This is a genomic window from Enterobacter cloacae complex sp. I1M (assembly GCF_014982425.1).
In the GTDB taxonomy this organism is placed as follows: Bacteria; Pseudomonadota; Gammaproteobacteria; order Enterobacterales; family Enterobacteriaceae; genus Enterobacter; species Enterobacter intestinihominis.
The window spans coordinates 1-22,522 of the sequence record NZ_JADCLG010000020.1 but is presented as its reverse complement, the minus strand read 5'-3'; the positions used below and the strand labels follow the sequence as shown (position 1 = coordinate 22,522).

The 22,522-nt window shown below is 55.9% G+C and carries 20 protein-coding genes; 11 read left to right on the top strand and 9 right to left on the bottom strand.

Going from position 1 to position 22,522, the window contains the following annotated elements:
- Positions 1-23 precede the first annotated feature (23 nt).
- The 5 genes from INF86_RS12840 to zupT form a co-directional block, all read right to left on the bottom strand.
- Positions 24-1,085: a type 1 fimbrial protein gene (locus INF86_RS12840; RefSeq protein WP_063149088.1), complete on the bottom strand. Its 1,062-nt coding sequence runs from the start codon at positions 1,083-1,085 to the stop codon at positions 24-26.
- The gene (locus tag INF86_RS12835) at positions 1,069-1,830 is read right to left on the bottom strand and encodes a molecular chaperone (RefSeq protein WP_022649433.1); all 762 of its coding nucleotides are present in this window, start codon (positions 1,828-1,830) and stop codon (positions 1,069-1,071) included. The genes INF86_RS12840 and INF86_RS12835 overlap by 17 nt, the downstream gene beginning before the upstream one ends.
- Positions 1,831-1,839: 9 nt before the next feature.
- The gene (locus tag INF86_RS12830) at positions 1,840-4,287 is read right to left on the bottom strand and encodes a fimbria/pilus outer membrane usher protein (protein WP_370552873.1); all 2,448 of its coding nucleotides are present in this window, start codon (positions 4,285-4,287) and stop codon (positions 1,840-1,842) included.
- A 73-nt stretch (positions 4,288-4,360) separates the two neighbouring features.
- The gene (locus INF86_RS12825; RefSeq protein WP_022649431.1) at positions 4,361-4,921 is read right to left on the bottom strand and encodes a fimbrial protein; all 561 of its coding nucleotides are present in this window, start codon (positions 4,919-4,921) and stop codon (positions 4,361-4,363) included.
- 266 nt (positions 4,922-5,187) lie between these two features.
- Complete coding sequence (gene zupT / locus INF86_RS12820) at positions 5,188-5,961, bottom strand: zinc transporter ZupT (protein WP_022649430.1); 774 nt, start codon at positions 5,959-5,961, stop codon at positions 5,188-5,190.
- Between the two features lie 130 nt (positions 5,962-6,091).
- On the opposite strand from zupT, the gene ygiD reads away from it, so the two are divergent.
- Positions 6,092-6,880, top strand: a complete 789-nt coding sequence (gene ygiD, locus INF86_RS12815; RefSeq protein WP_045307992.1) for a 4,5-DOPA dioxygenase extradiol — start codon at positions 6,092-6,094, stop codon at positions 6,878-6,880.
- Positions 6,881-6,961: 81 nt separating this feature from the next.
- Here ygiD and INF86_RS12810 read toward each other — a convergent pair whose 3' ends face one another.
- From INF86_RS12810 to tolC, 3 genes are all read right to left on the bottom strand, one after another.
- A complete protein-coding gene (locus INF86_RS12810; protein WP_193543587.1) occupies positions 6,962-8,122 on the bottom strand; it encodes a glutathionylspermidine synthase family protein in 1,161 nt (386 codons plus the stop codon).
- A gap of 2 nt (positions 8,123-8,124) precedes the next feature.
- Positions 8,125-8,790, bottom strand: a complete 666-nt coding sequence (locus INF86_RS12805) for a DUF1190 family protein (RefSeq protein ID WP_193543586.1) — start codon at positions 8,788-8,790, stop codon at positions 8,125-8,127.
- A gap of 190 nt (positions 8,791-8,980) precedes the next feature.
- Entirely contained in the window at positions 8,981-10,459 is a 1,479-nt protein-coding gene (gene tolC / locus INF86_RS12800) for an outer membrane channel protein TolC (protein WP_022649426.1), read from the bottom strand.
- Between the two features lie 203 nt (positions 10,460-10,662).
- On the opposite strand from tolC, the gene nudF reads away from it, so the two are divergent.
- From nudF to parE, 5 genes are read left to right on the top strand one after another with little or no spacing between them, the layout of a single operon-like run.
- The gene (gene nudF, locus INF86_RS12795) at positions 10,663-11,295 is read left to right on the top strand and encodes an ADP-ribose diphosphatase (protein WP_022649425.1); all 633 of its coding nucleotides are present in this window, start codon (positions 10,663-10,665) and stop codon (positions 11,293-11,295) included.
- Positions 11,292-11,714 (top strand): DUF1249 family protein, encoded by a 423-nt coding sequence (locus INF86_RS12790; RefSeq protein WP_003862516.1) that lies wholly within the window; start codon positions 11,292-11,294, stop codon positions 11,712-11,714. The genes nudF and INF86_RS12790 overlap by 4 nt, the downstream gene beginning before the upstream one ends.
- A 27-nt stretch (positions 11,715-11,741) precedes the next feature.
- Positions 11,742-12,569 (top strand): 3',5'-cyclic-AMP phosphodiesterase, encoded by an 828-nt coding sequence (gene cpdA, locus INF86_RS12785; RefSeq protein WP_023298619.1) that lies wholly within the window; start codon positions 11,742-11,744, stop codon positions 12,567-12,569.
- Positions 12,569-13,150 (top strand): esterase YqiA, encoded by a 582-nt coding sequence (gene yqiA / locus INF86_RS12780; RefSeq protein WP_023306967.1) that lies wholly within the window; start codon positions 12,569-12,571, stop codon positions 13,148-13,150. Before cpdA ends, yqiA begins: the two co-directional genes overlap by 1 nt.
- Positions 13,151-13,178: 28 nt before the next feature.
- Complete coding sequence (gene parE / locus INF86_RS12775) at positions 13,179-15,071, top strand: DNA topoisomerase IV subunit B (protein ID WP_022649422.1); 1,893 nt, start codon at positions 13,179-13,181, stop codon at positions 15,069-15,071.
- Positions 15,072-15,197: 126 nt separating this feature from the next.
- Here the strand turns inward: parE and INF86_RS12770 are convergent, their stop codons facing one another.
- Complete coding sequence (locus INF86_RS12770) at positions 15,198-17,327, bottom strand: TonB-dependent siderophore receptor (protein ID WP_032671488.1); 2,130 nt, start codon at positions 17,325-17,327, stop codon at positions 15,198-15,200.
- 384 nt (positions 17,328-17,711) lie between these two features.
- Between INF86_RS12770 and INF86_RS12765 the strand changes: the two genes are divergently transcribed.
- From INF86_RS12765 to INF86_RS12745, 5 genes are read left to right on the top strand one after another with little or no spacing between them, the layout of a single operon-like run.
- Positions 17,712-18,524, top strand: coding sequence for an ABC transporter ATP-binding protein (locus INF86_RS12765; RefSeq protein WP_023306964.1), 813 nt, complete (start codon positions 17,712-17,714; stop codon positions 18,522-18,524).
- On the top strand, positions 18,521-19,504 hold the full coding sequence (locus tag INF86_RS12760; RefSeq protein ID WP_193543585.1) for an iron ABC transporter permease: 984 nt from the start codon (positions 18,521-18,523) through the stop codon (positions 19,502-19,504). The genes INF86_RS12765 and INF86_RS12760 overlap by 4 nt, the downstream gene beginning before the upstream one ends.
- Positions 19,501-20,541 (top strand): iron ABC transporter permease, encoded by a 1,041-nt coding sequence (locus tag INF86_RS12755; protein WP_058646826.1) that lies wholly within the window; start codon positions 19,501-19,503, stop codon positions 20,539-20,541. Before INF86_RS12760 ends, INF86_RS12755 begins: the two co-directional genes overlap by 4 nt.
- A gap of 9 nt (positions 20,542-20,550) precedes the next feature.
- Entirely contained in the window at positions 20,551-21,501 is a 951-nt protein-coding gene (locus INF86_RS12750; protein ID WP_023306962.1) for an iron-siderophore ABC transporter substrate-binding protein, read from the top strand.
- Complete coding sequence (locus INF86_RS12745) at positions 21,498-22,373, top strand: MurR/RpiR family transcriptional regulator (protein WP_015571883.1); 876 nt, start codon at positions 21,498-21,500, stop codon at positions 22,371-22,373. Before INF86_RS12750 ends, INF86_RS12745 begins: the two co-directional genes overlap by 4 nt.
- The last annotated feature ends 149 nt before the right edge of the window (positions 22,374-22,522 follow it).

Here is a 22,522-nt window from a genome sequence, read left to right as displayed (position 1 = left end):
GGGGAAACCCGGCTTTTTTGTTTCTAGTGGTAGTTAATTTTGAACAGTACCACGGTTTCAAACGGCCCGGACTGAATCGCTTTTCCTTCATCCCGCGAAAGTTCAGCCGTGTAGTTTTGCTCAAGATTCATCATATCGCCCGTAAAATCGGCGTATTCCTTGTACTGGTTGAATGTGTAAGGCTCCGTTCCGTTAAGAATACGCAGCTTTAACCCATTCCCTATCAGTACCGCGGTGTCGTCTGCGCTGAGCGTTTCGGTTGTGTAAAATGACGAGTCCATCTTAAATCCGTCCGAGCACTGGGCATCCTGCACTTTGGTGGTTCGAATTGAAAACGTGCGAATACGCTTCTGCTGATTCACAATGTCGCGCGCACTGAAGGTGCCGAAGTCGATCTCCTGATTCTCAGGGTAAATGCTAAACGTCGCCCCGCAATCAAGGACCGTAATGTTTTGCAGCCCGTTGATGTGATACTTCAGGTTCTTCGCGTCGGCCATCTGATTAACGCCACCCTTACCGTCAAATTGCACAACGATGTAATCGCTGAGCGAACTGACATAGCCATGCGGCGGCACAGCCTTTATTCTCACGAAAAGTCGTAATCGGGCGACGAACGTGCGCGAAATATGGATATCATCCGGATTACCAGAGCAAATGCGATTCTCCCACCCCATCTGGCGGATTTGAGCAGGGGTGTAAATAGTGATGTTATTGTTGTCCAGACACTGGCGGGTATCCACGCCGTTGGGCTGACCTGTAGCATCGTAATCTATACCTTCATAGGTGACGCCCAGCTCATAATAGGGATCGGTTGCGGCAGGATAAGGATTTACCCAGGCAAAGACATCTTCCGGCTTAAAATTGCTCGAGACGTTGTTATCACACGTCACCGGAATCTTAATGTCATCAGACTCCCATATTTTTTGGCCAATTTGGGCGTTGCTGGGTATGGCAAAGGGGGAGATCGTTTTTGTCTCCTCGACGGAACCGCCAGAGCCACCCAGATAACAGTTAAGCGCCATCGCATCTTCCAAAGGTAGCGCTGAAAGCAGCAATGTAAGCAGGACACTAGCGAGCTTTCGCATCTTTATCGATTTTCCGTTCGGTAAGTTTACATTGCGCCGTTCCGGTGCACTGCACGTCGACTTTTTTCAGGGCACCGTAATCGTCGATATAGCCGATGCTGTAATAACTACCGTGGTAATCGCCGGTAGACGCGGTTGCCGTGGCGAAAGGCGCAATCATCAGACTGTCAAAACCCGGCAGCATGGTTTTAGCATTTTTGCTCAGCCACGCCAGCGTGATGTAGTACGGCGTAGGGTTGTGGACCGTGAGCCCATCCGCGTTGGCGGAAATTTCCATTCGCATTTCAGTCAGTTCGCCGGATTTTTTGCTAATCGCTTCTGGACGCCAGAACAGCTTAATTCGGCTCTGCATTGCTACCTGCATCACGCTGCGCTCCTCGCTGGCGCTGGTGTTTTTTGGCGGTACTTCACGCAGGTTGAAATAAAACAGCGATTCCCTGTCTCCTGGCAGCTGGCGAGTAGCGGCTTGTTTAACAATCCTTATCTGCGACGAGGTGCCCGCTTCGATACGTTGAATGGGGGGAAGCGCCATAAAGTGCGTATCTTCTTTTTGTCCCTTTTCATCTTCAATCCAGGAGAGCGCCAGATAAGGCAGCACCTTGCTCTGATTGTCCACTTTCAGGCTGCTGGCCTTGTCGCTTTCTGGAAAAACAATGCGCGTGCGGTCCAGATTAATGGCTGCGTGGGTAGCAAATGCTGTGCTGGTTAGCATCAGGCACAGGCTTTTAAACGGCGTTAATTTCATGATGATTTCTTACTGACACGGCAGTATCAACTGCATACTGTTTTCTAAGTGAGAAGGTAACGAGAAGCGACACTGTTGGTTGTCGCCCCATGTCACGCGAAACTGCTGTTCTGGCTCAACGGCGGCCAGCCAGACGCGGCCTTCATCGGCCACCATCCCAACCTGCAAATTGCTTGCTTCCAGGCGAACAATCGCCCCGAGAGGTGGCGCTCCTGATGACATTCGCAGAACGCCTGTCACGTCCTTACCTGCGCGCGTGGCAATCTGACGATAACCAATGGCTCCCTCAGTCCAGGTTGAGGTCACGACGCGGTTGTCTACGTCCACGCCATCAGGGAGGTCGTTCAGATTGACCTGCACGCTGGAGGGGGAATAGCTGGAGAATGACGGTAAAACGCCGATGCCAAAACGGTTGGTCTCATCTCGCGACATGTTCAGCGGGATATTGCCTACCCCGTCGGTGCTGACCATCACACGAGGTTCATTACCGTAGCTGCGCCGGTGCAGCGCGGCGCCTTTCGCCGTTGAGGTGAAGGAACCACTCCAGCTCGCGCTGAGGGAGTTATATTCGTCAGCTTTATAGCTGCCTGAGAGATTGAGATCGCCGTACGTAGAATAATGCTGATAATTCCCGCTGACCTGCGCGCCGGAATCTGGCTTCCCGCTCTCCGCGCCTGCGGAAACGCCCCAGGTATTATTGCGATCCGACGTGTCATACCACGACACGTTATGACTCAGCGCTTCGCTGTTACGCAGGTCATAGTTAAGACGATGATCGGGATCGAGCGGTACGCTGAGCGAGAGATAGAACTGAGTATCGTCACTTTCGTCTTCCTCATCGTAATGCGTTTTACTCCAGGACAGGGTTACGCCGAGGTTCTTCCAGCGGCCCATATCAAAGTTGTAGCCCGCCGTGATGCTGCCGGTCGTGGAAGGTGAATCATTCCACCATGTCTGACGCAGCATGTTGACGTACAGGTTCAGGGATAACGCTGAAATGTACTGGCTTGCCGTCACGCTCAGGGTTTGTTTCTCCGACTGGCGGTCACCGTCGTCATAATCAAGGTAGCGGGCGTAGCTCAAAAACTGGGGGTCTGAGTAGCGGTAGCTGGCAAGCGTAAGCTGACTGCCGGTGGTATCGAAACGCTTGCTGTAGTTAATGCGATAGCTGTAACCCGTCTGACTGCGCTGGTGTGGCAGCTGGCTGGTGGCCTGCGTGACGTCAAAAGAGAGCGCCCCCAGCCAGGCCATATTCTGGCCGATCCCGGCAGCGACGGAACGATAACCGTCGCCATCAGTCAGCGTGCCGCCATACAGGGAGGTGTGTGACAGCATGCCCCAGGAAAATTCGCCGCTCATGAAGGCGTTATCTTCAACGTCATGGGAGGCACCCTGGCGCGCTTTACCCGCCGCGAACTTGTAGCGAACCTGACCCTTGCGCGTTAAAAACGGCACGGACTCGGCAGAGACCTGGAAGGTGCTGACGCGGCCGTCCTCTTCCGTGACTTTGACGTCCAGCGTGCCCTGAACCGACTGGTTAAGATCCTGAATAACAAACGGGCCTGGTGGCACTTTACTTTGGTAAATCACGCGATCGGCAAGGCTTACGGTCACCGTGGCGTTGGTTTGCGCTATCCCGGTAATCTGCGGGGCATAGCCGCGCAGCGACCATGGCAGCATACGTTCTTCGCTGATTAGCGATGCGCCGGTATAGGTAAAGGCGTCAAAAATTGCGGACTGGAAATCCGTTTCACCCAGCGTCAGTTTCGCTCCGATTGAGGGCAGAGGGCGGAACATATATACGCGTGAAAAACGGCCATCCTGCTCTGAGCCTGTTTCAGTATCGCTTCGCGTGTACTGGTAATCGCTTCGCAGGCGCCACGCGCCCATGTTCGCACCGACGGTGCCATAGGTATTGGCGTTATTATTGCTGCTGCCGCTATTGGGCTGATAATGGCTGGCAAAAAGATTGTAATCCAGCAGTACGCCCGGCACGCCGTTGTCCCAGGTGGATGGCGGCATCCAGTCCACCGCACGGTATTGCAGCCATGCCTGGGGGATCGTCACATTCAGGGATTGGCTATCTTGCTCAAACGTAAATCTGATGTCTGGTCTGGCGGCGAAATCAACGCATCCCTCTTTTTCTGGCAAAGCGTGACGAACCTCATCCTGTAACGCAAATGTATCGGCCAGTTCGGGAGGAATACACACTTGAACTGCATTATTTATTTCTCTCCAGCGAAGGAGCCAGCCATTTGCCAGCGGAATATCATTAACTGAAACGGTAACGAAATAGCTTCCCGGCGTAACCGATATTTGATCTTTAAAACGTGATAAATCGACGCTGCCGCGCTGATCTTTATCAATGGCGTTTATATTAAATTCAGTGGCAGAGGTAAGTCTCGTCATTAACAGGGATGCAATGATGATTATCCATTGTAATTTGTATGTCATCATCCTGTTACTCGAATATATAAAGGATGCCGACCGGTATGAATTACCAGTCGGCTAATACTGTTACGTAACAGAACTATTTGTACAACAGGACGTAGTTAGCCGTGGCTTCAACCTGGCCTGCCGTCGCAGTTTTACCCGTGGGGACTTCCATAACCGCTTTGAAATGCAGCGTCTGGGTGGTTGATCCTGCCAGCAACTCAACCTCGTTGGATTCTCCCAGCGTGATAGCAGCCTCCGCATTATCCAGCAGACGTACACCCACGTTCTGCGCACCACTTGCATAGGTGTTACTCATCAGGCTGGTGTCTGTCGCGTCTGTCGCTGCGCTGGTGAAGGTCACATCCACTTTGGTAATTGGCGTGTCGGTTTCGTCTGCCGGATCGTCAAGCTGGCAGTTTTCCAGATTGATATCGACCGGAACCGGCGTGGATTTTTTGTTGGCGTTGATAACGGCCGTAGTCACTTCACCCAGATCGACTTCTTTATCAACGCTGTCTGGTGCGATGCTGCACGGTGCGTCAATAACAACACCTTTGAATTTGATTTTGCCAGAGCCTTGATCTTCAGCAAAAGCAGAACCCGACACAATGCCAGCCATAGCCGCTGCTAACAGTAATTTCTTACCCATATACATGGAAATATCCTTTTTCAGAGTGATTCATAATGTGAATATTAATTTCAGAATACTTGCAAAGTATACGGATTGGGGTGGGAATACGCGATTAACGTGACTTAAATATATTTGTAGGTGCTTTTAATTAATATTTTCAGGCTATCTTAAGAGACGCCTTTTTTTGAAATTCTAATGGGTTTATATTTGGTGAGTTATTATAGGATAAATATATAGGATTGTTATTTTGAATAGTATAATGCCTCCGTATGAAACGGAGGCATTAATTCTTAACCAATACCTGCCGTTTGTAGCAGAACCAGACTCATCCCCATCACTGACATTCCACACAGCACGCCGTAGCTTGGGTTATTGTTGGGATCGATCTCTTTTGCCAGCGGCATCAGCTCATCGACAGATAGCGCGACCATAATCCCGGCCACGGCAGCCATAATTGCAGCCATTACAACCGGGGATACGAGGCTACCGAGGATCAGCCACGCCAGCACGCCGCCGAGAATTTCAGCCATCCCGGAGATACCCGCCCAAAAGACAGCTGTACGTTTTGAACCCGTGGCGGCATAAACGGGCCCGGCAACGGCAAGTCCTTCAGGAATATTGTGCAAAGCAACGGCCAGCGCGACACCAAAACCCATTTCCAGGTTGCTGCTGGCCGTGACATAGGTGGCGATACCTTCCGGAAAGTTATGCAGGCTGATACCCAGCGTCAGCAGAATGGCCGTGCGTTTGATATTGCCAGGGATGGGGGCAACGCTTTTTTGCATTAGATCCTGCGGGTGCGCGTGAGGAAGGATACGGTCGAGTGCAAAATAACCCAGCAGGCCAATGATAAACATGCCATAGCCCAGAACAGGCGACATCCCTTCGGCGTGAAGCGCGGCGGGCAGCATCTCCATCAGCGAGATAAGCAGCATGATCCCGGCGGCGAAACCCAGCGAGAAGGCCAGCAGGCGATTAGAGGGTTTTTGACCGAGTACCCCAAGGAACGCACCGATAAAGGTCGCGGCGCCAGCAAGTAAGGTCAAAATCAAAGGTACTGACATGCATTCTCCTTAAGCGATATCTGGCATTCAAATTTCCTGATGATGATCTTCACGGTTATCTACGTTCATCTTCACCTGAATGCGCGTAATGTAGGCTCATCACTTTGTCACTTCCTCTAAGGATATCACCATGTCTCCTTCTCGTATGCCAGCACTGTTTTTAGGCCATGGCAGCCCCATGAACGTTCTGGAAGATAACGTCTATACCCGCGCCTGGTGTCAACTGGGTAAGACGTTACCGCGTCCGAAGGCAATTGTGGTGGTCTCTGCGCACTGGTTTACCCGGGGTACCGGCGTGACGGCCATGGAAGCGCCAAAAACGATCCATGATTTTGGCGGTTTTCCGCAGGCGCTGTACGATACGCATTATCCGGCCCCCGGTTCGCCTGAGCTGGCGCAAACGCTGGTGGATTTGCTGGCACCTTTCCCGGTCACCCTGGATAAAGAGGCCTGGGGCTTTGACCATGGCTCGTGGGGCGTGCTGATTAAGATGTATCCTGATGCGGATATCCCGATGGTGCAACTGAGTATCGACAGCACCAAACCGGCTGCCTGGCATATGGAGATAGGGCGTAAGCTGGCTTCGCTTCGTGATGAGGGCATCATGCTGATTGCCAGTGGCAACGTGGTACACAATCTGCGTACGGTACGCTGGCACGGTGAAAATACGCCGTACCCTTGGGCAACAGCCTTTAATGACTATGTAAAAGACAACCTGACCTGGCAAGGGCCGGTCGAACGGCACCCTTTGGTGAACTATCTGGATCACGACGGCGGTTCGCTCTCTAACCCGACGCCGGAACACTTCTTGCCATTGCTGTATGTATTAGGCGCATGGGACGGTCAGGAGGTTATTACAACACCGGTCGACGGTATTGAGATGGGGAGCTTGAGTATGCTGTCGGTGCAGGTGGGGTAAAACATGCCCGGTGGCGCTGCGCTTACCGGGCCTACGCTCGACATGTAGGCCGGGTAAGGCGAAGCCGCCACCCGGCAAGTCTTATTCAATAAAAATATGCGGGTAGAAACGCGAAAGATCCTGCGTAATCAGCGCGCGATCTTCGCGAATACCAATCCCGGCAGGCTGATCGTTAATAAGCCAGCTGCCGATCAGCGTATAGCTGTCGCCAAACTTCGGCAGTTGATAAAACGCCTGGACGATCATCCCTTCCTCACCGTACGGCCCTTCAACCGTTTCCAGCGTTTTACCGTTTTCGATAATCGAGACGTTCGCGCCTTCACGGGAGAAGATTGGCTTAACGACGTATTTCTCCATCGGCGGGAAATCATCTTCGGCAAAGTAAGCAGGCAGCAGGTTCGGGTGGTTCGGGAACATCTCCCACAGCATCGGCAGCAGGGCTTTATTGGAGATAATGCTCTTCCAGGCTGGTTCCAGCCAGCGCACACCGGCGTCTTCCAGCTTGGTAGAAAACATTTCGCGCAGCATGTATTCCCACGGGTAGAGCTTGAACAGGTTGCTGATCACCTGATCCTGCGTGTCCGTAAACTGACCTTTTTCACCTAAACCGATCTCTTCGATATAGAGGAATTCCGTCGCCACTTCCGCTTCGGCTGCGCAGTCCTGCAAATACTGAACCGTACCGCGATCTTCTTCGGTATCGCGACAGCAGGAGAGGTGCAACAGGTTGAAACCGTGCTGTTCTCGCAGTTCGGCGAAACGCTCAATCAGTTTTTCCTGAAGGCTGTTGAACTGGTCGCTGCCTTCCGGCAAGTTTCCGGCATTCGCCTGATCTTCCAGCCAGATCCACTGGAAGAACGCGGCTTCGTACAGGGAGGTTGGCGTATCTGCGTTGTTTTCTAAAAGCTTCGGTTCACCCACGCCATCCCATGCCAAATCGAGGCGAGAGTAGAGCGAAGGCTGGTTCGTTTTCCAGGACTGACGAACAAAGCTCCAGGTGTGCTTCGGAATGCGGAATTTTGTCATCAGTTCATCGCTGTCGATGACTTTCTCTACCACCTTCAGGCACATCTGGTGCAGTTCTGCGGTCACCTCTTCAAGCTTTTCGACCTGCGCGAGCGTGAGCTTATAGTAAGCGTCTTCACACCAGTACGGCTCGCCGTACATGGTGTGAAAGTTGAAACCGTATTCGGTGGCTTTTTCGCGCCAGTCCGGGCGCTCGACAATACTGACTCGTTCCATGATCAGCCGCCCATTGAGCGAGTCGAAGAGCCGGTCGCACTACGCTGCATGGTGGTTTGTTTCGCCACAGACTCACCGAAGCCGCCACGGGTAATGGTGCTGGTAGTGGCTGGTTTCGGTGCCATCGCGGTTTTCGGTACGGTCATCGTACGGCCAGGCGTTACAGCACCGTAACCCTTGCCGGTGGCATCGGTGTATTTACCGTACGCCGGGCTGTTTGGGTTTTTAGAACTAAACAGCGGTTGCTGCTGGTAGCCCGCGCCGCCGCTCATCAGACGGCCCATCATATAACCCGCCATCAGAGGCATCCAGAAGCTACCGCTGGACTGTGCCTGCGCCTGGTTTTCCGGCGCCATACCTGCCTGAGCAGGAGCCTGCTGGCACTGGCCTTCGCCGAATTCGGCTACACAGTCTTCGCGTGAGGCATATTTCGGCGCGGTACGTTCTGCCTCTTTCAGGGCGTTGTTATAGGCCGTCGTACACTCGGCGGCTTTACCGGTTGCGCTCGCACAATCGTCAGCGTTTTGATATAGCGACACCGTTTCGTCGCTTTGCTCACAGCCTGCCAGCATAAAGACGGCGGTGACCGCCAGCGCGACAGGTGTCAGGTGGCGTGCGTTCCAGCTTTTGCGGAACGACGCGTGATTCATCGTTTTTGTCCGTTTCATATTTGTCTTCCAGGACCCAGGGGTATTAACGCTCAGGATAGAGGATGAGTGGTTGAAAATGAAGCGAAGAGGGGCGAAATCCGGGGGATCTTTACGTTGGCTTACGTTCGGGGGGGATTAATGTGCTCCCTCTCCCTGTGGGAGAGGGCTGGGGTGAGGGCATCAGGCCGCACTGGGCCTGATGACACACTTAGTTACGGAACGGATTCGTGCCGCTGCTGGCAGGTGAGGTGCTGCGTGCTGCCGCTGGCTGTGCAACCGGGGCGCTGCCGTTAGCGTTGAAGTTATCAACCGCGGCATCCTGCTCTGGATTTTCCGGCGCCACGCTGTCAGGCGACGTGGATACCGGTTTACCCAGCGTACTGTTCAGCATTTGCAGATCCTGCTCGTTCAGCGTACCCAGCGCCTGCTTGATGTTCAACTGGTTAATCAGGTACTGGTAACGTGCGCTGGAGAGCTGCTGTTTCGCGTTATACAGCGTGGTCGTTGCGTCTAACACGTCAACGATGGTACGCGTACCGACGGAGTAGCCTGCTTCCATCGCGTCCAGAGAGCTTTGCGCAGAGACAACGGCCTGTTTGTAAGCGTTGATGCTACTGATAGAGGCATTGACGTTGTTAAAGGAAGAACGCACGGTCTGCACCACGTTACGGTGCGCGCTTTCCAGCTGCTCGCTGGCACCCACAAAGTTGTACTGCGCCTGTTTCACCTGAGAGTTAACCATCCCGCCCTGGTACAGCGGCAGAGAGAAGCTGAGGCCCACTTTGTTCTGGCCAACGTTGCTGTCGTCATAGGCCTGAGACGTCGTTTTAGACCCGCTGTAGCTGGTATCCGATACGCCGGTAGAGGCGCTCAGGCTCAGGGTTGGCAGGTGACCATCCTGTGCAAGGCGGATCTGCTCGCGTGCCAGATCCTGGCTCAGGCGCGCCTGCAATAAGGTCAGGTTACGGTTTTCCGCTTCTTTCAGCAGAGCATTAACCGCCTGCGGTTTGTCCGTTTTGAAACTGTCCACGTTCAGAGAGGCCAGCTCAGGATAGTAGTTACCGGTGACCTGACGCAGTGCTTCCAGTGCGTTGTCGAGGTTGTTACGTGCGGTCACTTCGTTAGCCAGTACGGTATCGTACTGTGAACGGGCGTTCTGCACGTCCGTGATCGCGACCAGGCCTACGTTAAAACGCTGGGTGGTTTGATCTAACTGGCGGTAAATCGCCTGTTTCTGCGCTTCGGTATAGGAGAGCGCGTCAATCGCGCTCAGCACCTGGAAATAGGCGGTCGCGGTATTCAGGATCAGCGTTTGCTGATCGGTCTGATAGGTGACATCCTGAATGCCTGCGCTCTTTTCCTGCAAACTCAGTTCACGCCATTTGGACATGTCGAACAGGGTCTGTGTAAGCTGTAAAGAGGCGCTGGTGGCATTCGAGTCGATGCCATTGTTATCGCGAAAACCGTTAGTGTAGGTATAATCTGCACCTAAGCCTAACTGCGGCAGCAGTGGACTACGTGCTTCGTTAATCTTTTCAAACGCAGCATCACGATCGGCCGCTGATTTACGTAAATCAGGGTTGCCCAGACGTGCCTGCTGGTAGACCTGTAACAGGTTCTCTGCCTGGCTCATTGCACTGAAGCCCGTCAGGCTCAGGCCGATAAGGATGGGGAGCAATTTCTTCATTTGCATTCCTTGTTGTGAAGCAGTATTAGCGCTGATCTAATTAAAAATAATTGCCGATTCTAACAGAATCATCCACACCAAAAGGTTGGCGTAACGTGCCATCTGGCGGTAATTTGCTCCAATCTACCATATAGCCATACAAACGGCAGCCAAACAGCCTTGAAATTCACAATTTCATCACCATTGCTACCAGGACTCGACCGATGCAAAAACCAGAAAACGTGCCTGTCACCTTCGCCAAAAACGATGTAGAAATTATTGCACGAGAAACGCTTTATAGCGGTTTTTTTTCAATGGAACTTTACCGTTTCAGGCATCGCCTGTTTAACGGTGAAATGAGCGGTGAAATCAAACGCGAAATTTTTGAGCGCGGGCATGCGGCAGTCTTGCTACCCTTTGACCCAGTGCGTGATGAAGTCGTGCTGGTCGAGCAGGTCCGTATTGCGGCGTATGATACCAGCGAAACGCCGTGGTTGCTGGAGATGGTGGCCGGGATGATCGAGGAGGGTGAGTCGGTCGAAGACGTCGCTCGCCGCGAGGCGCTGGAAGAGGCAGGCCTGGCGATCGGTCGGACGAAACCGGTGTTGAGCTACCTGGCAAGTCCGGGGGGAACAACGGAACGCTCATCTATTATGGTGGGCGAAGTGGACGCCACGACAGCGAAAGGGATCCACGGTCTGGCAGATGAAAACGAAGATATTCGGGTTCATGTGGTGAGTCGGGAGCAGGCTTACCAATGGGTAGAAGAGGGTTTAATCGACAACGCAGCGTCTGTCATCGCCTTGCAATGGCTGCAACTGCATCATCAGAATTTACGAAACGAGTGGAAAAAATGAAGCGCTATACACCTGACTTCCCAGAAATGATGCGCCTGTGCGAAACCAATTTCGCCCAGCTGCGCCGCCTGCTGCCGCGAAACGACGCGCCCGGCGAAACGGTAAGCTATCAGGTGAGCAACGCGCAGTATCGGTTAACGATAACAGAATCAACGCGCTACACTACGCTGGTGGAGATTGAGCAAACGGCGCCGAGCATCAGCTACTGGAGCCTGCCGTCAATGACGGTACGTCTTTATCATGATGCGATGGTCGCTGAAGTGTGTTCAAGCCAGCAGATCTTTCGCTTCAAAGCGCGGTATGATTATCCGAATAAAAAGTTGCATCAACGCGACGAAAAGCATCAAATTAACCAGTTTTTAGCCGACTGGCTAAGATATTGTTTAGCACATGGAGCAATGGCGATTCCGGTTTGTTAGCGTCATAAACCTACCTAAGGACACCATTTGGAAAGCCTGTTGAACCTGACTGTTGCTGGTGGGGCGCCAGTCAGGATATTACAAATCACCGACACCCACCTTTTTGCCGAAAAGCATGAGACGCTTCTGGGCGTGAACACCTGGGAGAGTTATCAGGCGGTTCTTGACGCGATCCATGCTGAAAAGCGGCCATGCGATCTGATCGTCGCGACAGGCGATCTGGCGCAGGATCAATCCTCCGCAGCCTATCAGCATTTCGCCGAAGGAATTGCGAGCTTTAGTGTGCCTTGCGTCTGGCTACCGGGCAATCACGATTTTCAGCCCGCCATGTACAGTTCGCTTCAGGAGGCGGGGATTTCGCCGGCAAAATGTGTCTTTACGGGGGACCAGTGGCAAATTCTGCTCCTCGACAGTCAGGTGTTTGGCGTTCCGCACGGTGAGTTGAGCGACTATCAGCTTGACTGGCTGGAGACAAAACTGGCCGCCGAACCGAATCGTAATACGCTGCTGTTACTGCATCATCATCCGCTGCCGGCGGGCTGTAGCTGGCTTGATCAGCACAGCTTACGCAACTCTGCGGCGCTGGATAGCGTGCTGGCGAAATTCCCGCGCGTGAAAAATTTGCTGTGTGGGCACATTCACCAGGAACAGGATCTCGACTGGAACGGTCGCCGCCTGCTCGCGACGCCGTCCACCTGCGTGCAGTTCAAGCCCCATTGCGCTAACTTCACGCTGGACACCATCGCACCGGGCTGGCGCTGGCTGGACCTGCATGCCGACGGCTCGCTGACCACCGAAGTGTGCCGTCTGGCTGGCGCGCAGTTCCGCCCGGATACCGCTTCAGAAGGCTATTGATGTCGACGCTCCTCTATCTGCACGGGTTCAACAGTTCTCCGCGTTCCGCAAAGGCGACGCAGTTTCGCCAGTGGCTGAGCGAACATCATCCGCACGTGGAGATGATTATTCCGCAGCTGCCCCCTTATCCGGCGGATGCGGCAGAAATGCTGGAATCGATTGTGCTTGAACACGGCGGCGAATCGTTTGGCGTTGTCGGCTCGTCCCTCGGCGGCTACTACGCCACCTGGCTGTCGCAATGCTTTATGTTGCCCGCTGTCGTCGTTAACCCGGCGGTCCGGCCATTTGAGCTGTTAAGGGACTTTCTTGGCGAAAACGAGAACCCCTACACCGGCCAACAATATGTGCTAGAGTCACGCCATATTTACGATCTCAAAGTTATGCAGGTCGACCCGCTTGAAGCGCCCGATCTTATCTGGCTGCTGCAACAGACGGGAGATGAAGTGCTGGATTACCGCCAGGCAGTGGCGTATTACGCATCCTGCCGCCAGACTGTAGAAGAGGGCGGAAACCATGCTTTCACGGGCTTTGAAGATCATTTCACCCAGATTGTCGATTTTCTTGGACTGCACAGCCACTGACAATCAATGCGAATTGCTAGCTTAAATCATGACGCAAACCTATAACGCTGATGCCATTGAGGTACTCACCGGGCTTGAGCCGGTTCGCCGCCGCCCGGGGATGTACACCGATACGACGCGCCCAAACCACCTGGGCCAGGAAGTAATTGATAACAGTGTGGACGAAGCGCTGGCAGGTCATGCCAAACGCGTGGACGTTATCCTGCACGCCGATCAGTCGCTGGAAGTCATCGACGATGGCCGCGGCATGCCGGTGGATATTCACCCGGAAGAGGGGGTTCCTGCCGTTGAGCTGATCCTCTGCCGTCTGCATGCGGGCGGTAAGTTCTCCAACAAAAACTACCAGTTCTCTGGCGGCTTGCACGGCGTGGGGATCTCTGTGGTTAACGCCCTGTCAAAGCGCGTGGAAGTGAACGTCCGTCGCGACGGCCAGGTGTATAACATCGCGTTTGAAAACGGCGAAAAAGTGCAGGATTTGCAGGTCGTCGGGACGTGCGGTAAACGCAACACCGGCACCAGCGTCCATTTCTGGCCTGACGAAAGCTTCTTCGACAGCCCACGCTTTTCTGTTTCCCGCCTGACGCACCTGCTGAAAGCCAAAGCGGTGCTGTGCCCAGGCGTAGAAATCACCTTTAAAGATCACGTTAACAACACCGAACAGAGCTGGCGCTACGAAAAGGGTCTGAACGATTACCTGTGCGAAGCGGTTAACGGCCTGCCGACCCTGCCGGAAAAACCGTTCGTCGGGAATTTCGAAGGTGATACCGAGGCGGTGGACTGGGCGCTGCTGTGGCTACCTGAAGGCGGTGAGCTGCTGACGGAAAGCTACGTCAACCTGATCCCAACGCTGCTCGGTGGGACGCACGTCAACGGCCTGCGTCAGGGTCTGCTGGATGCGATGCGCGAGTTCTGCGAATACCGCAACATTCTGCCGCGCGGCGTGAAGCTTTCCGCAGAAGATATCTGGGACCGCTGCGCCTACGTGCTTTCCGTGAAAATGCAGGATCCGCAGTTTGCCGGTCAGACTAAAGAGCGCCTGTCGTCACGCCAGTGTGCGGCGTTTGTTTCCGGCGTGGTGAAAGATGCGTTTACCCTGTGGCTGAACCAGAACGTTCAGGCCGCAGAAATGCTGGCTGAAATGGCGATCTCCAGCGCCCAGCGTCGTCTGCGCGCGGCGAAGAAAGTGGTGCGTAAAAAACTGACCAGCGGCCCCGCGCTGCCGGGCAAGCTGGCGGACTGTACCGCCCAGGATCTCAACCGCACCGAGCTTTTCCTGGTGGAAGGAGATTCGGCGGGCGGATCGGCCAAGCAGGCGCGCGATCGTGAGTATCAGGCGATCATGCCGCTCAAGGGTAAGATCCTTAACACCTGGGAAGTCTCGTCTGATGAAGTGCTGGCCTCGCAGGAAGTACACGATATCTCGGTGGCGATCGGCATCGATCCGGACAGCGACGATCTGAGCCAGCTGCGCTACGGCAAGATCTGCATTCTCGCGGATGCGGACTCCGATGGCCTGCACATCGCCACGCTGCTGTGCGCGCTGTTCGTGAAGCACTTCCGCGCGCTGGTGAAAAACGGTCACGTCCACGTGGCGCTGCCGCCGCTGTACCGTATCGACCTTGGCAAAGAAGTCTACTATGCGCTGACGGAAGAAGAAAAAGCGGGCGTGCTGGAACAGCTGAAGCGCAAGAAGGGCAAACCGAACGTGCAGCGCTTTAAAGGGCTGGGCGAGATGAACCCGATGCAGCTTCGCGAAACGACGTTGGATCCGAACACGCGCCGTCTGGTGCAGCTGACGATCAGCGACGAAGACGAACAGCAAACCAACGCCATGATGGATATGCTCCTTGCCAAGAAACGTTCTGAAGACCGACGTAACTGGCTGCAGGAGAAAGGCGATATGGCGGATATTGAGGCCTGATGCTGAAAAAGCCCTGCGATGCAGGGCTTTTTTTTGCCCGGTGGCGCTGCGCTTACCGGGCCTACGATCGATCCCCTCGCCCCTCTGGGGAGAGGGTTAGGGTGAGGGGAACGCCTCGCACTGACGTCAAAACTCCATCTTCACCGTAAACTGCACTTCACGCGGGTCGCCAATCTGGTTGCCCAGGTTATTGGTCGCAATCGACGACGTGTAGTAGGTCTTATCAAACAGGTTTTTCACGTTCACCTGTAGCGTCACCGGATATTGCAGCTTCATTTTGTACGCCGCAAATGCATCCGCCACGAAATAGCCCGGCAGATAATAATCCGCACCGTTAGTCGCTGAACGACGGCTCACGCCGTGCCCGCCGCCGCCAATTGTCAGCGTATTCCCGGCAAACGCATTGTGAATATCGTACGTCAGGAACAGGGAGCCGGTATGGCGCGGCACGTTCGGCAGCGGTTTGCCCGCGTAGTCCGGGTCTTCCAGCACCTTCGCATCGGTATAGCCGTAGCTGGCGATAATGTTGGTGTTCTCGGTCAGCGATCCGGCGAGATCCACTTCGACACCCTGCGAGCGCACGCGGCCCGCGGTTTTGGCGACGGTTTCATCACCGATGCTCTCGGTGTACAGCACGTTGCGCTTGTGGATATCAAACAGCGCGATGTTGGCAGTAATGCCGTCGAACAGGTCGAATTTAGCGCCTATTTCATACGCGTTCGACGTTTCCGGCGGCAGGTCGCCGATGTAGCTCGCAATGGACGACTGCGGCATAAACGTCTGGGAATAGTTAGCAAACAGGGAGACTGCCGGCGTGAGCTTGTATACCAGGCCCAGCTTCGGCGTCCACTGGTCGTCGCGGCTGTCGGTGTTGACGTTAAACGGACGGCCTTTGCCCGCGTACTGGGTGTAATACTGGTAGCGCAGTCCGGCAACGGCGATCCATTTATCGGTCAGGTACAGCGCGTCCTGCGCGTAAGCGGAGTAGCTCTCCTGCTTGATGGTTTGATCGCTGTCGGATGCCGAGACGGTGGTGCACTTGCCGAGGCTGCCATAGCTCGGGTTGTAAATATTGAAATCCTTAACGTTCTTACAACGGATCATGTCCGTACGCAGCAGATCGTAATTCTCATACGACACGCCGGTCAGGATCTCATTGTAAAAGCCCGCGATGTCCACGTTCCCCTGCAAATCTGCCCGCGTTGTGTGCATACGCTGGGTCGAACCCTGGGTCGCATCCACGCGGCGGGTCAGGTTGCCGGTTTTTGAATCGTAGGCCATCACGCGAGCCTGGTTATCGCTGTACTTATCCTGGCTGTAGCTGTAGTCGAACTTCGCGGTCCACTGGCTGTTAAGGCGATACTCCGCGTTAAGCTGAGCGAGGTCGGACTGACCGTCGGTCACGTTAAATGGCTCATCAAAGCGGGTTTTGCGATCGACGTCGACGGCCTTTTTGGTGTTGAGATCGAAGATCGTTCCGCGATCGAACGGCGTTTTATAGTCGCGATGCGAATAGAGCACGGTCACGGTGGCATCATCGCCGAACCAGGTCAAAGACGGGGCGATAAAGGTGCTGCGTTCGGTGCCGAAATTACGCCAGTAATCCTCGTCCTGATACTCCCCCGTCAGGCGATAGGCCAGACGCGTACCTTCAATCGGACCGGTGACGTCAAACTGTCCGGTACCGCCGCCAAAGCTGGTTGATGTGGCAGAAATCGAGCCGCCGAAGGTTTTCTCCGGGCGTTTGGTCACCACGTTAATCAGGCCGCCGGGGTCGAGAATACCGTAAAGGGTCGAGGCCGGGCCTTTTAGCACCTCCACGCGCTCGGTTGCGGCATTGAAGCTGCGCGGCAGCACGGTGCGCAGGCCGTTGGTCATGATCGAGCCATCGCGGTTTGCGCCGAAGCCACGGCGCACGAAGGCATCCTGCGTGCCGCCCAGGGTGTTGGTCTGCACCACGTTGCTGACGTTATACAGCGCCTCGTCGAGCGTGGTCGCGTTTTGGTCTTCCAGCACTTTATCGCTGACGGTATTGACCACCTGCGGGATGTCCAGCATCGGCATGTTGGTCAGCGTGGCGGTGGAGGTGTTCAGGGGCTGATAGCCGCTGGTGGCGTCGGTGGAAGCGTAAGGGTCGGCAGTGACGGTAAGCGTCTCACCGTCTTTTGCTGCTGCGTGCACCAGAGGCGCCATGAACAGGAGTGAAAAGAGCGCGCGCCCTTTTACCCCGGCGAATGAAGGTGTGAACTTAGCCATTACATCTGTTTTCCCAAAATATCCTGCGATGAAATGCTCGCGGAAGAATGTGTGAGTCATTGCCCTTACGGTCTGTCCGTTAGCCTCTACGGCATCGGACTTGTAATTGAGAATCATTCAAGCATGAGGGAATGTAGTAGTAAATGGAATAAATAAAAATTTCGCTACAGAGGTTTCTCTCTGGCTAATACGCGTTGATTTCCTGTTTAAGGCATTGAAAATAATTGATAAAAAGGAATTTTGATTTGTGAAACGATGCTCAGTTATCCCTGGGGTTTACAGGGTATATCTTCGCTTGACTACTACATGGCGCGGCGGCAAACTCACAAAAGAGAATGAGTTTTATTTTTATTTGTTGGTTTTTTTTCTTACGTTGGCGTTCACGTGGCTCACTACATCAAAAAGCCGGGACTGGTTCTTGAGAACCTCTCCGCGGGTTACCAGAAAAAAATCATCGTTGATGATATCTCCCTTGCGATCCCCCAGCAGAAAATGACTGTTCTGGTGGGCGCAAACGGCTGCGGAAAATCGACGCTGTTAAGTACCCTCGCGCGACTGCTTCAGCCGCTCGGCGGCAGCGCGGTGCTGGACGGCAAAGCCATCCACTCGCAGCCAACCAAAGCGGTCGCCCGCCAGCTCGGGATCCTGCCGCAGTCTCCGCTGCTTCCAGAAGGGTTAACCGTATTTGAGCTGGTCTCGCGTGGACGTTTCCCCTGGCAGAACGTGATGCGCCAGTGGAGCGAGGAAGACGAGCGGGCCGTGGAAGAGGCGTTACGCCTGACCGGAACGGCAGAGTTTGCCCATCATCTGGTTGAAAGCCTTTCCGGCGGCCAGCGCCAGCGCTGCTGGATCGCCATGGTACTGGCGCAGCAAACGCCCTATATCCTGCTGGATGAACCCACGACGTACCTCGATCTTCGCTACCAGGTGGAGATCCTCGAACTGCTGCACACGCTGACGCGCCGGCACGGGCGCACCGTGGTGGTGGTTCTGCACGATCTCAACTTCGCCGTGAACTACGGTGATTCGCTGGTCTTTTTACGTCAGGGAAAGGTTGAGGGGGTACTGCATGAGGGCGACGCCTGCACGCCGGAGCTGATCAAAGCGGTGTTTGATGTCGACGTGCATATGTCGGTTAACCCGCTGACCGGCAAGCCGTTCTTTATGCCGTTCCGTCAGGCTGTCGACAAACCATGATGCGCATGTCTGTGGCCTTTATTCTCTTTACGCTGCTGCTTCTGGCAGGCGCGATTGCGCACCTGAGCATCGGGGCGCGCGTTATCGCCCCCCGGACGGTAGTAGACGCATTTTTCCACTTCGACCCGCGCAATTTTGAGCATAGCGTGATCGTCAGGCTGCGTTTGATGCGACTGTGCGCCGCCCTGGTGACGGGCGCGGCGCTCGGCGTCGCGGGCGTGCTGCTGCAGTCAGTGATCCGCAACCCGCTCGGCGATCCGCATATCCTGGGGCTAAATGCAGGGGCGGCGCTGGCGGTGGTGCTGACGAGTGCCCTCGGGCTGTCGCTGCCGTTTGGCCGCCCTCTGATAGCCGCAGCCGGCGCCGCCGCGCTCTTTTTGCTGGTGCTAACGTTCTCCTCATCCGGGCGTACCGGTCTCACGCCGATGAAAGTCACGCTGTGCGGCGTGGCGATGTCGGCATTTGCCTCATCGATAACCGCCACGGTGTTGATTCTGGATGAACAGACGCTGCTGGCCATGCGGACCTGGCTTGCGGGGGATGTGGCGGGAGTCATCGGCGAGACGACCGCTAGCGCCGCGGGGGCCGCTGCCGTGGGTTTTGCGCTGGCGCTCTGGCTGTCGCCGTCGCTGAACATGCTGGCGCTGGGGGACAGAATGGCGCAGGGGCTTGGCGTGTCGCTGCTGAAAACGCGCCTGCTCGCGCTGCTGGCCATCGCCCTGCTGTGCGGCGCGGCGGTTTCAGTTGCCGGACCGATCGGGTTTATCGGACTCGTTGTGCCGCAGCTGATTCGCCGTCTGGTATCGGTGGACCTGCGCGTGATGGTGCCGCTCTCAGCCCTCTGCGGGGCGCTGGTTCTGCTGATGGCGGATATCGCCGCCCGCACGCTGTTTACGCCGTATGAGCTGGCAACCGGCGTGATGACTGCGCTGGTCGGCGCGCCGGTCTTTATCCTTATGGCGTCAAGGATGTTCAAATGAACCGGGCTGGATTGAGGGCAGTACGATTTTCCTCCTTCTCGGCGCTGGTTCGCCCGAGGGCGCTGCTGTATCTGACCGTTTTAACCCTTGCCGTTTTACTGCTGCTAAGTTTTGGCCTGACGCACGGCTCGCTGCCCATTCCTGCTTCCGCCATCGGACGTGCGCTGTTTTATCCTGAACGTCTGACGGCGGATGCGCATTACATTGTGATGGATATCCGCCTGCCGCGCCTGCTGATGGCGGTGCTGTGCGGCGCGATGCTCGGCATGGCGGGGGCGGCCATGCAGTCCATTACCCGCAACGGCCTTGCTGACCCCGGACTTATCGGCGTGAAAGAGGGCTGTAGCGCGGCGGTGCTGCTGCTGATTTTTCAGTTTCCGGGATTGGGGCCGTACTGGCGTCCACTTATCGGCATGGCCGGTGGGCTGCTGACCGCGCTGCTGGTAGTGGCGCTGGCGCGTGATATCTCGCGCCCGCGATTCATCCTGATCGGCATCGGCGTGTCATGGGCGTTTGCCGCCGCGATGGGGGTCTTTATGACGACCGCCGACGTGCGCGACGTCCAGACGGCGATGCTGTGGCTGGCGGGGAGTCTGCATGCGGCAAGCTGGACGCTGGTCAGCATCGCTGCTGCCTGGACAGTGCCGGCGTTTGCGCTGCTGCTCTTTACCGCGCGCGCCGCAGACGTAGCCTTGCTCGGCAACCACACTGCGACGGGGCTGGGCGTGCGGACTTCACACCTCGCGCTGCTGCGCGTGTTTGCCCCCGTGGTGCTCACCGCGGCCTGCGTCTCCTGCGTGGGGAGTATCGGCTTTGTCGGGCTGATTGCCCCGCACATGGCGCGCCTGCTGCTGCGCGGAGGGCAAACGGCACTGCTGACGGGAAGTGCCGTACTGGGCGCGCTGCTGGTGCTGCTGGCGGATAACGTCGGGCGGCTGGCATTTCTCCCGTTGCAGCTGCCGGCGGGAATTGTCATTTCACTGATTGGCGGACCGTTTTTCCTGCTGCTGCTCTGGCAGCGTCGGGATCGATTTTAGGGGATAGAAATGCGCGTATTTTTTGCAATGCTGGTGCTGGTGGGTTTTGCTGCAGGAGCCGCAGAGCCAACGCAGACGTTTACTGACGACCTGAACCGCAAAGTGGTGGTGCCGGTTAACCCGAAGCGGATTGTGTCCCTGCACGACCTGGATATCACCATTCCGCTGATCGAGCTTGGCGTACCGCCGGTTGCCAGCCATGGCCGCACCCGACCGGACGGCAGCCATTTTCTGCGCTCCAGCGGCATGCTGACGGGCATCGATTTTGATAATTCCGACATCACATTCATCGGCACCGCCGATATCGATATTGAAGCCATCGCCGCGGCGAAGCCGGATCTTATCATCACCGAGCCGACCCGCAACACGCCGGTCGAACAGCTGGAAAAAATTGCCCCGACGGTGAGTATCGATCACCTCGACGGCGGCGCGCCGGAGATCTACCGCAAGCTGGCGCAGCTTACCGGGACAGAGGCGCGGCTGAAGATTCTGGAGCGTCGCTATCAGGAGCAGATCGAGGCGCTAAAGGCGACCATCGATACGAGCAAACTGACCGTCTCGGTGATTCAGGCCAATCAGGGCAAAATCAACGCCATGCACAGCTACCACTCGCTTGGGCGCGTGCTGCGCGACGCAGGGTTCAGGTTCCCGCCGCTGATTGAGAGCATCCCGGAGGGCGGGCGCATCGACGTCAGCGCCGAGCGTCTGCCGGAGCTGGATGCTGATTTTGTCTTTGCAACCTGGCGCGGGGACACCGGCGGAAAACCGCAGGACGAGCTGGCGGCGATGGATGCGGTGATGCCGGGCTGGTGTCAGTTTCTCAACGCCTGCCGAACCGGGCATTACGTGCTCATCTCCCGCGAGGAAGCGATCTCAAATTCATTTGCCTCGCTGGGGCTGATGGCCGCGCAGGTGCAGTCGCAGATAGCGGGCCGTCCGCTGCCGGAGGCCGCTCGATGATCCGAAAAATTGATGTCTACGGCGACCGCCTCCGCTCGCGGGCGCACCAGCTGACGCCGCGCCTGCTGCAGGTGGCGAGCTATATCAATGAAAATCGTGAAGCGGTTATGGAGCAGACGGCAATGGAGATTGCCGCTGTGCTACACACCTCGGACGCCACCGTGGTGCGTGCCATTCAGGCGCTTGGGTTTGGCGGGCTGCGGGATCTCAAGCAGACCCTGGAGCAGTGGTTTGGCCCGGTGGTCACCTCCAGCGAGAAGATGTCCACGACGGTAAACACGCTTACCAGCGACGTCGACGCGAGCATCGATTTTGTGCTGGAAGGCCATCAACACACCTGCGCGGTGTTGTCCGAACCGGGCAACCGCTACGCGATGGCGCAGGCGGTGTCGCTGCTGGCGCAGGCGAGACAGGTCGCTATTTTTGGCATTGGCGCATCCGGCATTCTGGCTGAGTACACCTCGCGACTGTTTAGCCGTATAGGCCTGCCTGCGATCCCGCTCAACCGCACCGGTATTGGCCTCGCCGAACAGCTGATTGCCCTACAGCGCGGTGACGTGCTGGTAATGATGGCGCAAAAATCCGCGCACCGGGAGGGACAGACCACGCTGCGCGAAGCGAAGCGCCTGGGTATTCCCACCATTTTGCTGACCAACGCCACTGACTCGCGCTTTAGCAAAGAGGCAAGCGTAGTGATCCACGTCCCGCGCGGCGGCGAGAAGGGCAAAATCCCGCTGCACGGCACGGTGCTGCTGTGCCTGGAGATGATTATTCTGTCCGTCGCCTCCACCGAGCCGCAGCGCACCATCAAGTCGATGAAGCGCATCAACGAGTTACACCGCGGATTAAAGCCGGGCAAGAAGAGCGGTTGATTTTCCCCCTCTCCCCGTGGGCTGAGGGATCCCCAGTAATTTTTTTATGCAGAAGCAATAAAGTTGCTTTCTAAATGACTGAGGGCTGTCAGCGATGCCCTGGTCCGGCTGTAAATCGCTGAGGCGTTTGCCTTCCGGCCGGGGCGAGG

Excerpts from the sequence above, each read along its gene's own strand:
- INF86_RS12840 (WP_063149088.1), bottom strand. The coding sequence starts at position 1,085 with ATGCGAAAGCTCGCTAGTGTCCTGCTTACATTGCTGCTTTCAGCGCTA.
- INF86_RS12835 (WP_022649433.1), bottom strand. The coding sequence starts at position 1,830 with ATGAAATTAACGCCGTTTAAAAGCCTGTGCCTGATGCTAACCAGCACA.
- INF86_RS12830 (WP_370552873.1), bottom strand. The coding sequence starts at position 4,287 with ATGATGACATACAAATTACAATGGATAATCATCATTGCATCCCTGTTA.
- INF86_RS12825 (WP_022649431.1), bottom strand. The coding sequence starts at position 4,921 with ATGTATATGGGTAAGAAATTACTGTTAGCAGCGGCTATGGCTGGCATT.
- zupT (WP_022649430.1), bottom strand. The coding sequence starts at position 5,961 with ATGTCAGTACCTTTGATTTTGACCTTACTTGCTGGCGCCGCGACCTTT.
- ygiD (WP_045307992.1), top strand. The coding sequence starts at position 6,092 with ATGTCTCCTTCTCGTATGCCAGCACTGTTTTTAGGCCATGGCAGCCCC.
- INF86_RS12810 (WP_193543587.1), bottom strand. The coding sequence starts at position 8,122 with ATGGAACGAGTCAGTATTGTCGAGCGCCCGGACTGGCGCGAAAAAGCC.
- INF86_RS12805 (WP_193543586.1), bottom strand. The coding sequence starts at position 8,790 with ATGAAACGGACAAAAACGATGAATCACGCGTCGTTCCGCAAAAGCTGG.
- tolC (WP_022649426.1), bottom strand. The coding sequence starts at position 10,459 with ATGAAGAAATTGCTCCCCATCCTTATCGGCCTGAGCCTGACGGGCTTC.
- nudF (WP_022649425.1), top strand. The coding sequence starts at position 10,663 with ATGCAAAAACCAGAAAACGTGCCTGTCACCTTCGCCAAAAACGATGTA.
- INF86_RS12790 (WP_003862516.1), top strand. The coding sequence starts at position 11,292 with ATGAAGCGCTATACACCTGACTTCCCAGAAATGATGCGCCTGTGCGAA.
- yqiA (WP_023306967.1), top strand. The coding sequence starts at position 12,569 with ATGTCGACGCTCCTCTATCTGCACGGGTTCAACAGTTCTCCGCGTTCC.
- parE (WP_022649422.1), top strand. The coding sequence starts at position 13,179 with ATGACGCAAACCTATAACGCTGATGCCATTGAGGTACTCACCGGGCTT.
- INF86_RS12770 (WP_032671488.1), bottom strand. The coding sequence starts at position 17,327 with ATGGCTAAGTTCACACCTTCATTCGCCGGGGTAAAAGGGCGCGCGCTC.
- INF86_RS12760 (WP_193543585.1), top strand. The coding sequence starts at position 18,521 with ATGATGCGCATGTCTGTGGCCTTTATTCTCTTTACGCTGCTGCTTCTG.
- INF86_RS12755 (WP_058646826.1), top strand. The coding sequence starts at position 19,501 with ATGAACCGGGCTGGATTGAGGGCAGTACGATTTTCCTCCTTCTCGGCG.
- INF86_RS12750 (WP_023306962.1), top strand. The coding sequence starts at position 20,551 with ATGCGCGTATTTTTTGCAATGCTGGTGCTGGTGGGTTTTGCTGCAGGA.
- INF86_RS12745 (WP_015571883.1), top strand. The coding sequence starts at position 21,498 with ATGATCCGAAAAATTGATGTCTACGGCGACCGCCTCCGCTCGCGGGCG.